Here is a 13,540-nt window from a genome sequence, read left to right as displayed (position 1 = left end):
GAGAGTTGCTAGTTATGTCAGAACAAAAAGATGAAATTGTAGAAGAATTAGAAACTGAAAAGCTAGATGAACAAGCAGACGTTCCAGCTGAAGATGAGGTAGCTGAAACAGAAGAAGACGTAGTAGAAGAAACTGTAGAAGAAGTTGATGAGCTAACGCTTGTTAAACAACAGTTAGAAGAAGAACAAAATAAAGCGATTCGTTTAAGAGCTGATTTTGAAAACTATAAACGTCGTGTTCAACTAGATAAAGAGGCAGATTATAAATACCGTGCGCAATCTGTATTATCAGATATTTTGCCGGTGCTAGATAATTTCGAACGTGCATTAGCCATTGAAACTACTAGTGAAGAAGCTGCTTCTTTAGCAAAAGGCGTAGAAATGGTGTATCGTTCTTTACTAGATGCAGTAAAAAAAGAAGGCTTAGAACAAATTGAAGCGGAAGGCGTTCCTTTTGATCCGAACTTCCATCAAGCAGTAATGCAGGAAAAAGACGATACGAAAGATTCAGGTATCGTGCTTCAAGAATTGCAAAAAGGGTATAAGTTAAAAGATAGAATTTTAAGACCATCTATGGTTAAAAGTTAACGAATAAAATTTCATTTAATGATGATTATATGCACTTTATATTTAGGAGGAACTATTTATGTCTAAAATTATCGGTATTGACTTAGGAACAACAAACTCATGTGTATCTGTATTAGAAGGTGGAGAACCTAAAGTAATTCCAAATCCAGAAGGTAACCGCACAACTCCATCTGTTGTGGCATTCAAAAATGGCGAAAAACAAGTTGGGGAAGTAGCAAAACGTCAATCCATTACAAACCCAAATACGATTGCTTCTGTAAAACGTTTAATGGGTACAAATGAAAAAGTATCAGCAGAAGGTAAAGAATATACACCACAAGAAGTATCTGCAATGATTCTTCAATACTTAAAAGGATTCGCAGAAGAATACTTAGGTGAAAAAGTAACAAAAGCAGTTATTACAGTTCCTGCTTACTTTAACGATGCAGAACGTCAAGCAACAAAAGATGCTGGTCGCATCGCTGGTCTTGAAGTAGAACGTATTATTAACGAACCGACTGCAGCAGCTTTAGCATACGGTTTAGATAAAATGGATCATGATGAAAAAATTCTGGTTTACGATTTAGGTGGAGGTACATTTGACGTATCTATCCTAGAGCTAGGAGACGGAGTATTTGAAGTTCTAGCAACAGCAGGAGACAACCGTCTTGGTGGGGATGACTTTGACCAAGTATTGATGGACTACTTAGTACAAGAATTCAAAAAAGAAAACGGAATTGATTTATCACAAGATAAAATGGCTGTACAACGTCTAAAAGATGCAGCTGAAAAAGCGAAAAAAGATCTATCAGGTGTAACATCTACTCAAATTTCACTTCCTTTCATTACAGCTGGAGAAGCTGGACCACTTCACTTGGAAGTAACAATGACTCGTGCGAAATTTGATGATTTAACAGCACACCTAGTAGAGCGTACAATGGTACCAACTCGTCAAGCAATGAAAGATGCTGGATTATCTGCTTCTCAAATTGATAAAGTAATTTTAGTTGGTGGTTCTACTCGAATTCCTGCAGTACAAGATGCGATTAAAAAAGAAACTGGTAAAGAACCACATAAAGGTGTAAACCCAGATGAAGTAGTAGCAATGGGTGCTGCAGTTCAAGGTGGAGTATTAACTGGAGATGTGAAAGACGTTGTATTACTTGACGTAACACCACTTTCTTTAGGTATTGAAACAATGGGTGGCGTATTTACGAAACTAATCGAACGTAATACAACAATCCCAACTTCAAAATCTCAAACATTTTCAACGGCAGCTGATAACCAACCAGCAGTAGATATTCACGTTCTACAAGGTGAACGTCCAATGTCAGCGGATAACAAAACACTTGGTCGTTTCCAACTTGCGGATATTCCACCAGCTCCACGTGGTGTACCACAAATCGAAGTAACATTTGATATCGATAAAAACGGTATTGTAAATGTTAAAGCGAAAGATCTTGGAACTGGAAAAGAACAAAATATTACAATTCAATCGAACTCTTCATTATCTGACGAAGAAATCGAGCGTATGGTAAAAGAAGCGGAAGCAAATGCAGAAGCGGATAAAGTTCGTAAAGAAGAAGCTGAAGTGAAAAACGAAGCAGATCAATTAGTATTCATGACAGAAAAAACATTAAAAGATTTAGAAGATAAAGTTTCAGAAGAAGAGAAAAAATCTGCTGAAGATGCAAAAGAAGCGTTAAAAGCTGCTCTTGAAGCTGGTAATCTAGAAGATATTAAAGCGAAAAAAGATGCGTTAAATGAAATCGTACAACAGCTTACAATGAAATTATATGAGCAAGCACAAGCTGATGCTGCTGCAAACGGTGGCGCACAAGCTGATGCAAAAGACGACGGTGTTGTTGACGCTGAATTTGAAGAAGTAAATGACGATAAAGACAACAAATAAGTTGTAAGTTAGTCGGTAAGGAAAAGTCAAAGACCGTATTCGGCTTTGGCTTTTCTTACTGTTTAGGAACTGATAATTTTATAAACAAGTGGAATAACTTTCTACAAGAACTTCTACGTCCAGACTCCAGCGCCTTGCTCCTGCGCACAGCTCGTCGCAGAAGAACGGTGCCCCTCGGGGTCAAATGTGAAAAAGCTGTGGTGGCTGAGGAGCTGCCTCCTTGGCCCGCACGATGCGGGTTATGTCTGCCTTGCCACACGATGTGGCTCACTAGGCAGACCTACATTCTCATTTGCCTGTCGGGGCAGAGATAGGTGCTTCCGCATTTGTAACTGTTTAGACTAGATTATTGTTCCGTGTTACAATATTCATTACGTGTAGGTAAAGAGCAGGAGAGTGAACAATGGAAAAACGTGATTATTATGAGGTACTAGGAGTTTCTAAAGGTGCTTCTCAAGATGAGATAAAAAAAGCGTATCGCAAGCTTTCGAAGCAATATCACCCGGATATTAACAAAGCGGCAGACGCTGATGCTAAGTTCAAGGAAATTACTGAAGCATATGAAGTATTAAGTGATGATCAAAAAAGAGCTCAATATGATCAATTTGGTCATGCTGGTCCAAACCAAGGATTTGGTGGATTTGGTGGCGGAGACGGCTTTGGCTTCGAAGATATTTTCAGTTCGTTTTTCGGCGGTGGGGGAAGCTCAAGACGACGTGACCCTAACGCACCTAGAAAAGGCAGTGATCTTCAATATACGATGACAATTGAATTTGAAGAAGCTGTTTTCGGAAAAGAAACAGAAATAGATGTGGCTAAAGAAGAAACATGTGATACATGTAGCGGAACTGGTGCAAAACCAGGAACTCAACCAGAAAAATGTTCACACTGTAATGGTCAAGGGCAAGTGAATGTAGCACAAGACACACCTTTTGGTCGCATTCAAACGAAACGGACTTGTCATTATTGTGAGGGTACTGGGAAAATCATTAAGGACAAATGTTCTACATGTCACGGTAAAGGTACTGTAAATAAACGCAAAAAAATTAAAGTGACGATTCCAGCAGGTGTGGATGATGGTCAACAGCTTCGTGTAAGTGGGCAAGGGGAACCTGGTGTAAATGGTGGACCAGCAGGAGACTTATATATTGTATTCCGTGTAAAAGCCGATCCAAGATTTGAACGAGATGGCGATGATATTTATTATGAACTTCCATTGACATTCGCTCAAGCTGCACTTGGAGACGAGATAGAGGTACCGACAGTTCAAGGAAAAGTGAAACTAAAAATTCCTGCAGGTACACAGTCTCAAACAACATTCCGCTTAAAAGGTAAGGGTGTCAAAAACGTTCACGGATATGGCACTGGAGATCAACATGTCGTTGTAAAAGTGATTACACCGAAAAAATTAACGGAAAAACAAAAGCAGTTACTTCGTGAGTTTGCAGAAATTAGCGGAGATATTCCGGAAGAGCAAGGCAGTTCATTATTTGATAAAATCAAAAGAACGATAAAAGGTGAATAAAGGAGTGGCGCAAGTGAAATGGTCTGAACTATCCATTCATACGACGAATGAGGCAGTGGAAGCAATTAGCAATATTCTGCATGAGGCTGGAGCAAGTGGAGTCGTTATCGAAGATTCAGAAGAGTTATTAAGAGAAAGAGAAGATGTTTTTGGTGAAATCTATAACTTAAATCCGGATGATTTCCCAGTAGATGGTGTACGAGTGAAGGCTTATTTAGCGGAAACTAGTTTTCTACTAGAAACAGTGGAAGAGATCAAACTTGCGATTAACAACTTACAAAACTTTAATATCGATCTTGGTCATAATAGTGTAACAGTACAAGAAGTAGACGAGGAAGATTGGGCTACTGCTTGGAAAAAATATTATCACCCAGTTAAAATATCGAATCGTTTTACAATCGTACCAACATGGGAAGACTATGAGCGTGTAAATACCGATGAATTAATCATTGAACTAGATCCAGGTATGGCGTTTGGAACAGGAACCCACCCAACTACTGTCATGTGCTTACAAGCACTTGAAAAAACAGTACAAAAAGGAATTAGCGTTATTGATGTTGGGACTGGTTCAGGTGTCCTGTCTATAGGGGCAGCAAAATTAGGGGCAGCATCTATCCATGCATTAGATTTAGATGAGGTAGCTGTTCAATCTGCAAAAGAAAATATCTCTCTAAATAAGGTAAGTGATGTTGTTCAAGTAACTCATGGTAATTTACTTGACAATGTGAACGAAAAAGCAGATATCGTGGTTGCTAATATTTTAGCTGAAATTATTATGACATTTACAAATGACGCTTATTCCATCGTAAAAGATGGTGGATTATTTATAACATCAGGTATTATTGCAACGAAAAAAGAAGATGTTCGTAATTCCTTGCAGCAAGCGGGATTCGAAATCGAAGAAGTAATGATGATGGAAGACTGGGTTACAATCATTTCAAGAAAGCCTGAGAAATAAGGAGACGCTCATGCAACGTTATTTTACAAATGAACCTATTGAGGAAAATAATACGGTAACGATTACAGGCGAAGATGCGCATCATATGATTCAAGTGATGCGCATGTCTTCTGGTGACGATGTATATGTAGTAGCGAACAGCCAGACATATACAATGACCATCTTAGAAGGTACTTCTAAATCTGTGCTTTTACAGATAAAAGAAAAACATGAACAATCCACAGAATTGCCGATTAAAGTTTCCATCGTATGTGGACTTCCAAAAGGTGATAAGCTAGAATTAATAACGCAAAAAGCGACAGAGCTGGGTATGCATACACTTTATCCATTTGAGGCGAAACGCTCCATTGTAAAATGGGATAAACAAAAGAACGAGAAAAAAATCACTCGTTTACAAAAAATCGCAAAAGAAGCCGCAGAACAATCTCATCGCTCCTTTATCCCACTAATACATAAACCAATCTCATTGACCGAGCTGTTGGAAATTTCTAAATCGTATGATGTGAAATTTGTTGCGGATGAAGAAGACGCAAAGCTTGAACAGCGACAAAAGTTTGCTGACCAACTAAAAAAGGTGTATGATAAAAAATCGATACTAATCGTTTTTGGCCCAGAAGGTGGGCTCGATCGTCAGGAAGTACAACTACTGTTAGAAAATGAGTTTCAACCCATTGCACTTGGACCAAGGATTCTAAGAACAGAAACTGCACCGTTATATGCGCTTGCTGCAATTTCTTATGAATATGAATGAAAGAGGTGTGAGGACTTGTCATCCGTTGCATTCCATACATTAGGCTGTAAAGTTAACCACTATGAAACAGAGGCCATATGGCAATTATTTAAAGAAAATGGCTATGACCGTACTGATTTTGAAAAACAATCAGATGTATATGTGATAAATACATGTACCGTAACAAACACTGGTGATAAAAAAAGTCGGCAAGTGATTCGTCGTGCTATTCGCCAAAATCCAGATGCTGTTATTTGTGTTACTGGTTGCTATGCACAAACATCTCCTGCTGAAATAATGGCAATTCCAGGGGTAGATATCGTTGTAGGAACACAAGAGCGCACAAAAATGCTTGATTATATTGAGCAGTATAAAACAGAGCGTCAACCGATCAATGCAGTCGGAAATATTATGAAAAACCGAGTATATGAGGAATTGGATGTTCCTGCCTTTACAGATCGTACGCGCGCGTCATTAAAAATCCAAGAAGGCTGTAACAACTTTTGTACTTTTTGTATTATCCCGTGGGCTCGTGGGTTAATGCGTTCAAGAGACCCAGAAGAAGTGGTTCATCAAGCGCAACAGCTTGTAGATGCAGGTTATTTAGAAATCGTATTAACAGGCATCCACACAGGAGGATACGGCGAAGACTTAAAAGATTATAATTTAGCACAGCTTTTAAGAGATATCGAATCCAAAGTAAAAGGCTTAAAACGTCTTCGTATTAGCTCGATTGAAGCAAGCCAATTAACAGATGAAGTAATCGATGTTTTAAGAGATTCTAATATTGTTGTAAGACATTTACACATTCCAATTCAATCTGGATCTAATACCGTATTAAAAAGAATGCGTAGAAAATATACGATGGAGTTTTTCGCGAATCGATTAGATAGACTGAGAGAAGCACTCCCAGACTTAGCGATTACTTCTGACGTGATTGTTGGTTTCCCAGGTGAAACAGAAGAGGAATTTATGGAAACGTTTAACTTTATTCGTGATCAAAAATTCTCCGAACTTCATGTGTTCCCATATTCAAAACGTACAGGCACACCTGCGGCAAGAATGGACAACCAAGTAGATGAAGAGATAAAAAATGAACGAGTTCACCGATTAATCACGTTGAATGATCAGCTTGCTGCACAGTACGCATCTCGTTTTGAAGGAGAAGTATTAGAGATAATCCCAGAAGAAAAATACAAATTAGATCCTGATACTAATTTATACGAGGGTTATACTGATAATTATTTGAAGGTCGTTATACCTGGTACAGAAGATTTAATAGGAAAACTAGTACGAGTCAAAATTACGAAGGCTGGTTATCCATACAATGAAGGTCAATTTGTTCGTGTATTAGAAAATGCAGAGGAACAACTTGTATAAGTCAGTGAGTATAATCTCACTGGCTTTTTTTTATTTTTCCATTATGATATAGAGGTACGTACAACTCGAAAGGGAGATTATATAATGACTCAAAATATTGCAGCATTAATCGATCATACATTATTAAAACAAGATGCTACTAAAAACCAAATTGAAAAACTTTGCGAGGAAGCAAAAACCTATACTTTTGCCTCTGTTTGTGTGAATCCGACTTGGGTAAACTTGAGTGCACAATTATTACAAGGTACACCAGTAAAGGTTTGTACGGTAATTGGTTTCCCACTTGGTGCAAGCACCACAGAAGTAAAAGCATTTGAAACAACAAATGCTATACAAAACGGTGCAGAAGAAATCGACATGGTTATAAACGTTGGTGTGTTAAAAGATCGTGATTATAATTTTGTGCAAAAAGATATCGAGGCTGTAGTACAAGCTGCTAAAGGAAAAGCAATTGTAAAAGTTATTTTAGAAACTTGCTTGTTAACAGACGAAGAAATTTTGAGAGCTAGTGAAATATCTAAGCTTGCAGGAGCAGATTTTGTCAAAACTTCTACTGGATTTTCTACAGGAGGAGCAACAGTAAATGCAGTGAAGCTAATGCGCGGAGCAGTCGGTCCAGAGCTAGGAGTTAAGGCTTCTGGTGGTGTCCGTAGCTTGTCTGATTTGCAAGCGATGGTAGACGCAGGTGCAACTAGAATTGGTGCAAGCTCAGGTGTAGAAATTGTTCAAGGCTTGGAAAGTAAATCTGATTATTAATTTAGGCGAAAGTATTGACCAACTGTAAAGTATACGGTATAATTTTTTAGTACATAACACTAGGTTATGTGCTTGACGTGTGTTCGGAGGGAGGGAAAAAGAGATGTCAAAAACTGTCGTTCGTAAAAACGAATCGCTTGAAGATGCTCTTCGCCGCTTCAAACGTACTGTATCTAAAAGTGGTACAATTCAAGAGGTAAGAAAGCGCGAGTTTTATGAAAAACCAAGCGTAAAACGTAAAAAGAAATCAGAAGCTGCCCGTAAACGTAAATTCTAATTTATTTAAATTTACCAAGCTTCGAAGCATTGGTTTCTAAAACCAAGCGTGAAACGTAAAAAGAAATCAGAAGCTGCACGTAAACGTAAGTGGTAAATTAATCCCAACCATCCCTACGTTCAAAACACGTACTGTATGATTAACATTTACAATTATGTAAACCGAGAAAATTTATTTTCTCGGTTTATTTTCATTTTTGAAACTTTTATGGTGCTCATCCGTATAAAGTAATATACATATAGATGAAGGGAGGTTTAAGGATGAAATTGTCACGGATCATTATTTATTTCTGTTTATTGGTATTGTCATTTTTCCTGGTTGTTCCTACATTCACTGCTGATTCACCGAGTGTTTATAAAATTCCCATCCATAAGGAAGTGGAAAAGGGTTTATATGCCTTTTTAGAGCGTTCTATACATGATGCAGAAGAAGCGGGAGCAAACGCAATTATCTTCGAAATAAATACCCCTGGTGGCTTTGTAGACTCTGCTCAGAAAATTGCAGATTTACTTGATTCTACTTCGATTCGAAAAATAGCCTATATAAACTCGGAAGCGTTATCAGCAGGAGCTTTTATAGCATTGCATATGGATGAAATTTATATGTCCCCAAGTGGCACAATCGGAGCAGCTGCTGTAATTGATAGTATTGGCAATACAGCAGATGAAAAAGCAAATAGCGCATGGAAGGCGAAAATGATAAATGCTGCAAAGCTTACGGAAAAAAATCCAAAATTTGCGCAGGCAATGGCTGACGATCAGGTAGATTTACCTCAATATAGAGCACCAGTTGGAAAATTATTAACACTTACTGCTGGAGAAGCACTAGAAGTAGGTTACTCGAATGGAACGGTAAAATCATTAGAAGAATTGTTAGATAAGACAAATCTTTTAAATGCAAAAGTCATTGAATCAGAAGAAACATTTATGGAATCGGTTGCGCGATTTATTACACATCCAATTATCGTGCCAATTTTATTGTCCATTGCAAGTTTGGGGTTGATAGTTGAGCTATATTCTCCAGGATTTGGAGTTGCAGGGACGATGGGGCTTATCTCCATTGGATTGTTCTTTTTTGGGCATTTAGTTGCTGGTCTTGCAGGCTATGAAACATTGATCATTTTTATCATTGGGGTTCTTTTAATAATAGCCGAGTTCTTCCTGCCTGGGGGAATTAGTGGTATATTAGGTGCAGCTGCTATTATTTTTAGTATAATACTAGCAGGAGGCAATATTGTACAAATGAGTATTGCTGTTTTAATTGCTTTAACAGTAGCTATAGTGGGAATGGTGATTATTATGAAATTCTTTGGAAAGCGGTTGAAAGCGTTTAACAAGATTATCTTGTCAGATGCAACAACAACGGAGCAAGGATATGTATCTAACGAAAATAGAATTGATTTAATTGGCAAAGTGGCCGTTACAATGACTGCCCTTAGACCATCCGGAACTATACGTATCGACAATGAGCGAATCGATGCAGTATCCGATGGAAGTTTTGTTGCGAAGGATAAACAAGTTATGATTATTAAAGTAGAAGGCTCTCGTATTGTTGTACGAGAAGTCGCAGAAGAGGAGGCAACATAATGTTATTCACTGGATCAACCATTACGTTAATTATTGTGATTGTTTTAGCATTTATCGTGCTATCTGTGTTCTTTACGTTTTTTCCAATCACACTATGGATTTCAGCGCTTGCAGCTGGCGTAAGAATTAGTATTTTCACACTTGTAGGGATGAGGTTACGTCGAGTAATTCCATCACGCATTGTTAATCCACTTATTAAAGCACATAAAGCTGGTTTAAAAGTGGCTATCAATCAATTAGAGAGCCACTATCTTGCAGGTGGTAATGTTGACCGTGTTGTTAACGCTCTTATTGCCGCACACCGTGCCAATATTGAGCTTACATTTGAACGAGCAGCAGCGATCGATCTAGCTGGTCGTGACGTACTAGAAGCCGTGCAAATGTCTGTAAACCCGAAAGTAATTGAAACACCATTTATCGCCGGGGTTGCGATGAACGGGATTGAAGTAAAAGCGAAAGCGCGTATTACTGTACGTGCCAATATCGACCGTCTAGTCGGAGGTGCGGGTGAAGAGACAATCGTTGCCCGTGTTGGGGAAGGTATTATTTCTACAATCGGGTCGAGTACTAGTCATGAACGTGTACTTGAGAATCCGGACTTAATTTCTCAAACTGTACTGGCTAAAGGATTAGACTCTGGTACAGCTTTTGAAATTCTATCGATTGATATTGCGGACGTTGATATAGGTAAAAATATTGGGGCAGAACTTCAAACAGAGCAAGCTGAAGCAGATAAGAAAATTGCGCAAGCAAAAGCGGAAGAACGCCGTGCAATGGCTGTTGCCTCTGAGCAAGAGATGAAAGCGAAAGTAGTAGAAATGCGTTCTAAAGTAGTGGAAGCAGAAGCAGAAGTTCCACTTGCGATGGCAGAAGCTTTAAGAGAAGGTAATATCGGTGTGATGGATTATATGAATTATAAAAATATCCAAGCGGACACTAGCATGAGAGATTCCATTAGTAAAGTCGGAGGAGATAAACCTTCTACTGGAGAGTTGAAAGACTAGTTTAAAACCGCGGAAAGGAGGTCTTTCTCCTTGGAGTCAATAATTATCTTCATTATCATTGGTATTATTAGTGCATTGTTTGGCAAAAAAAAGCCGGAGCCAAAAAATGCTCCTAAACCGGTCAAAAAATATTCGCAACAAAAACCTTTTGTAGAGAATCCTTTTAAAAACTTAGGGGAGCTAGCAAAAGAATTTAAACAAGAACAACAAGCTAAAATTGAGCGTAGACCAACTGATTCAAAGCCAGAACCTGTTAAACCGATGACGGTAGAAAAAGTTCAACGTGAAGTCAGTCGCGATCAAGGTGCACAAAGATCATCTGGTCGTCTATCTGTTCACCAAGGTAATAGACCGGTTGTGAATACTGCCAAGCCAGTGATGGCGAGCGTTTTACCGGAAACGAAGGATGAGCTTATTCGAGCAATTGTTTTGTCCGAAATATTAGCTCCACCAAAATCCAAAAGATAACTCATGAACACCCCTTTACATGCATAAATTCATGTAAAGGGGTGTTTTTTATAAAACAATTATTTCCACTCCACGCGAGTATTATGATTGATAATTTTAATGACATTATTTTAGATTACGAAATAACCCTTCTTAAGTTAAATGAAAATAGCGTATTATGTTCGTATGATCATTATTTGCTGGAAATTAATGCAGATAGTCTACAGATAAAATCTCTATCATCGGATCGTCTGCATTTAACAGTAGAACGTCTTAACTTTTTTAATATAACTAGGAAGGATCGTACGTAATGGCAAGCCTTATACGAGTACAAATTCCGATAGCTACAGATCAACATGCTCTATTTCAGCGTTTGTTTGCTATAAATATCCATGTATACAACGTATATAGCAGAGAAAATTATTTATACTTTTCTATAAAAAAGAAAGACTTAAAGGCATTTCGAAAAATAAGAAAAGCGATGAGAATCCCAGTACAGTTAGTGGATGAAACCAGAAAAGGAATTATTTCTACTCATTCATACTCTCTCATAGGCGTCGCTCTATTTTTCATTATACCTGTTTTACTGGCACAATTTATTTGGACAATTCATATCGAATCGGATTCACCTGAAAATAATATTTTGCTCTATGAAGAACTAAAGGCGATGAATATTAAAGAAAAAATGCTTACCTCTTCGTTACCTGCTGAACAAGAAATACGGCAGAAAATTTTATTGAAGTACAAAGAGTATTCATGGGTGCATTTTGCCCAATCGGGTTCAACGCTAATCGTATCCCCGATGCTTGCCCCAATAAAAACCGAACGAGATATAAAAGACGCACCGCCAGTCCATTTAATCGCTAAGAGAAGTGGAGTTATTACAGATTTTGAAATAGTAAAAGGAGTAAGAGCTGTACAGAAGAATGTGGCGGTTAAAAAAGGGGATACGCTCGTGAATGGATTCGTGACGCAAGGAGATAAACGAATAATAACGAGTGCAGAAGGAAAAGTATATGCAAATTACTGGATTGAACTTCAGTTTGAACTTCCCAAAAAAGTATCGATTGTAAAGCCGAATGAAAGAGAGTTGCTGATACAAAAAAAGAGGAAGACGAATGTACCCTACTGGAAAGAGATCGTTCTTCCTTCTTTCTTACAAAAATATGTTGTGGCTGGATATGTACAAAATAATATAGAGGAAAGTTACGAGTTAAGTGAGAAGTCTATGGAACGATTAATACGTCCATTACTATTTCAAAAAATAATCAATGATTTGCCTGCGGGCACACAAATATTAGAAGATAAAGTTTTGCAGGTATCTATACAAAATGATAAAGTAAAAGGGAAGGTATTATTATTAGTAAATGAAGACATTGCAACACCCCAAGTTATACCTCAAGGAGACGAAGCATGAGCGAACAAAAACAACTCGATATAAATTTGCAGGACCCAGCAGAAGCAGTAATGCTTCTCGGAATATCAGATAAAAATGTAAAGCTAATTGAAGCGGAACTAAAGGTACAACTAATTACAAGAGGCGAACAAATACAAATTGTTGGCGAAGAGAAAAATGTAGAAGAAACGAAAAAGCTAATGATACAACTTCTTTCTGTTATACGCAAAGGCATCAATATTAACCTAAGAGATGTTACGTCTGCTATTGAAATGAGCTTGAATGGAACGATTGAATACTTCTCAAGCTTATATGATGAAGAAATTGCAAGAAATACAAAGGGCAAAGCTATTCGTGCTAAAACAATCGGTCAAAGAGAATATATACAAGGGATTAGGCATTCAGATTTAACGTTTGGAATAGGTCCAGCAGGTACAGGTAAAACATACCTTGCAGTTGTGATGGCCACACAGGCTTTAAAAAATGCACATGTGAAAAAAATCATTTTAACACGTCCTGCTGTCGAGGCAGGAGAGAGCCTAGGTTTCTTACCTGGAGACTTAAAAGAGAAGGTAGACCCTTATTTACGTCCGTTATATGATGCCTTACATGATGTGCTAGGTACGGAACAGACAGACCGCTTAATGGAGCGAGGTACAATTGAAATTGCGCCGCTTGCTTACATGCGTGGTAGAACGCTGGATGACGCTTTTGTTATTTTAGATGAAGCGCAAAATACTACGAAAGCTCAAATGAAGATGTTTTTAACCCGTCTTGGTTTTGGTTCGAAAATGGTTATTACAGGAGATAAAACGCAAATAGATTTACCAAAAGGTGCTGAATCTGGATTAATCGTGGCGGAGAAAATTTTAGGCCATGTTGCTGGTATCCATTTTCAATACCTAGAACAGGGAGATGTCGTCCGTCACCCATTAGTTGCTAAAATTATTCAGGCATATGACGAGCAACAATCATAGTATTTCTATAAAGCAACGGTCCAGTA

At 38.1% G+C, this 13,540-nt stretch carries 13 protein-coding genes; all 13 read left to right on the top strand.

Annotated features, from left to right (window positions below; translation table 11 throughout):
• The first annotated feature begins 14 nt into the window (after nt 1-14).
• The 13 genes from grpE to OR571_RS13875 all read left to right on the top strand — a co-directional run bounded on the left by grpE (nt 15) and on the right by OR571_RS13875 (nt 13,514).
• Nucleotides 15-587: a nucleotide exchange factor GrpE gene (grpE, locus tag OR571_RS13940; protein WP_282243580.1), complete on the top strand. Its 573-nt coding sequence runs from the start codon at nt 15-17 to the stop codon at nt 585-587.
• A gap of 58 nt (nt 588-645) precedes the next feature.
• On the top strand, nt 646-2,478 hold the full coding sequence (dnaK, locus tag OR571_RS13935; RefSeq protein WP_282243579.1) for a molecular chaperone DnaK: 1,833 nt from the start codon (nt 646-648) through the stop codon (nt 2,476-2,478).
• A gap of 403 nt (nt 2,479-2,881) precedes the next feature.
• Nucleotides 2,882-4,003, top strand: a complete 1,122-nt coding sequence (gene dnaJ / locus OR571_RS13930; protein WP_282243578.1) for a molecular chaperone DnaJ — start codon at nt 2,882-2,884, stop codon at nt 4,001-4,003.
• A gap of 13 nt (nt 4,004-4,016) precedes the next feature.
• Entirely contained in the window at nt 4,017-4,961 is a 945-nt protein-coding gene (prmA, locus tag OR571_RS13925; protein WP_282243577.1) for a 50S ribosomal protein L11 methyltransferase, read from the top strand.
• 10 nt (nt 4,962-4,971) lie between these two features.
• Nucleotides 4,972-5,712 (top strand): 16S rRNA (uracil(1498)-N(3))-methyltransferase, encoded by a 741-nt coding sequence (locus OR571_RS13920; protein ID WP_282243576.1) that lies wholly within the window; start codon nt 4,972-4,974, stop codon nt 5,710-5,712.
• Between the two features lie 15 nt (nt 5,713-5,727).
• Nucleotides 5,728-7,071, top strand: a complete 1,344-nt coding sequence (gene mtaB / locus OR571_RS13915; RefSeq protein ID WP_282243575.1) for a tRNA (N(6)-L-threonylcarbamoyladenosine(37)-C(2))-methylthiotransferase MtaB — start codon at nt 5,728-5,730, stop codon at nt 7,069-7,071.
• 84 nt (nt 7,072-7,155) lie between these two features.
• On the top strand, nt 7,156-7,827 hold the full coding sequence (gene deoC, locus OR571_RS13910; RefSeq protein ID WP_282243574.1) for a deoxyribose-phosphate aldolase: 672 nt from the start codon (nt 7,156-7,158) through the stop codon (nt 7,825-7,827).
• 103 nt (nt 7,828-7,930) lie between these two features.
• The gene (gene rpsU, locus OR571_RS13905; protein ID WP_016426884.1) at nt 7,931-8,104 is read left to right on the top strand and encodes a 30S ribosomal protein S21; all 174 of its coding nucleotides are present in this window, start codon (nt 7,931-7,933) and stop codon (nt 8,102-8,104) included.
• A gap of 260 nt (nt 8,105-8,364) precedes the next feature.
• The gene (locus OR571_RS13895) at nt 8,365-9,690 is read left to right on the top strand and encodes an NfeD family protein (RefSeq protein WP_282243555.1); all 1,326 of its coding nucleotides are present in this window, start codon (nt 8,365-8,367) and stop codon (nt 9,688-9,690) included.
• A complete protein-coding gene (floA, locus tag OR571_RS13890) occupies nt 9,690-10,694 on the top strand; it encodes a flotillin-like protein FloA (RefSeq protein WP_282243554.1) in 1,005 nt (334 codons plus the stop codon). The genes OR571_RS13895 and floA overlap by 1 nt, the downstream gene beginning before the upstream one ends.
• 30 nt (nt 10,695-10,724) lie before the next feature.
• A complete protein-coding gene (locus OR571_RS13885; RefSeq protein ID WP_282243552.1) occupies nt 10,725-11,162 on the top strand; it encodes a hypothetical protein in 438 nt (145 codons plus the stop codon).
• A 289-nt stretch (nt 11,163-11,451) separates the two neighbouring features.
• Entirely contained in the window at nt 11,452-12,558 is a 1,107-nt protein-coding gene (locus OR571_RS13880) for a sporulation protein YqfD (RefSeq protein ID WP_282243550.1), read from the top strand.
• Nucleotides 12,555-13,514: a PhoH family protein gene (locus OR571_RS13875; RefSeq protein ID WP_282243548.1), complete on the top strand. Its 960-nt coding sequence runs from the start codon at nt 12,555-12,557 to the stop codon at nt 13,512-13,514. Before OR571_RS13880 ends, OR571_RS13875 begins: the two co-directional genes overlap by 4 nt.
• Nucleotides 13,515-13,540 lie beyond the last annotated feature (26 nt).

It is taken from the genome of Psychrobacillus sp. NEAU-3TGS (assembly GCF_029955155.1).
Lineage (GTDB): Bacteria > Bacillota > Bacilli > Bacillales_A > Planococcaceae > Psychrobacillus.
Note: the sequence above shows the minus strand (reverse complement) of the source record. Positions and strands in the feature narration are given on the sequence as shown.

Coding starts and splice junctions, on each gene's coding strand:
- grpE (WP_282243580.1), top strand. CDS start 15: ATGTCAGAACAAAAAGATGAAATTGTAGAAGAATTAGAAACTGAAAAG.
- dnaK (WP_282243579.1), top strand. CDS start 646: ATGTCTAAAATTATCGGTATTGACTTAGGAACAACAAACTCATGTGTA.
- dnaJ (WP_282243578.1), top strand. CDS start 2,882: ATGGAAAAACGTGATTATTATGAGGTACTAGGAGTTTCTAAAGGTGCT.
- OR571_RS13920 (WP_282243576.1), top strand. CDS start 4,972: ATGCAACGTTATTTTACAAATGAACCTATTGAGGAAAATAATACGGTA.
- deoC (WP_282243574.1), top strand. CDS start 7,156: ATGACTCAAAATATTGCAGCATTAATCGATCATACATTATTAAAACAA.
- rpsU (WP_016426884.1), top strand. CDS start 7,931: ATGTCAAAAACTGTCGTTCGTAAAAACGAATCGCTTGAAGATGCTCTT.
- OR571_RS13895 (WP_282243555.1), top strand. CDS start 8,365: ATGAAATTGTCACGGATCATTATTTATTTCTGTTTATTGGTATTGTCA.
- floA (WP_282243554.1), top strand. CDS start 9,690: ATGTTATTCACTGGATCAACCATTACGTTAATTATTGTGATTGTTTTA.
- OR571_RS13880 (WP_282243550.1), top strand. CDS start 11,452: ATGGCAAGCCTTATACGAGTACAAATTCCGATAGCTACAGATCAACAT.
- OR571_RS13875 (WP_282243548.1), top strand. CDS start 12,555: ATGAGCGAACAAAAACAACTCGATATAAATTTGCAGGACCCAGCAGAA.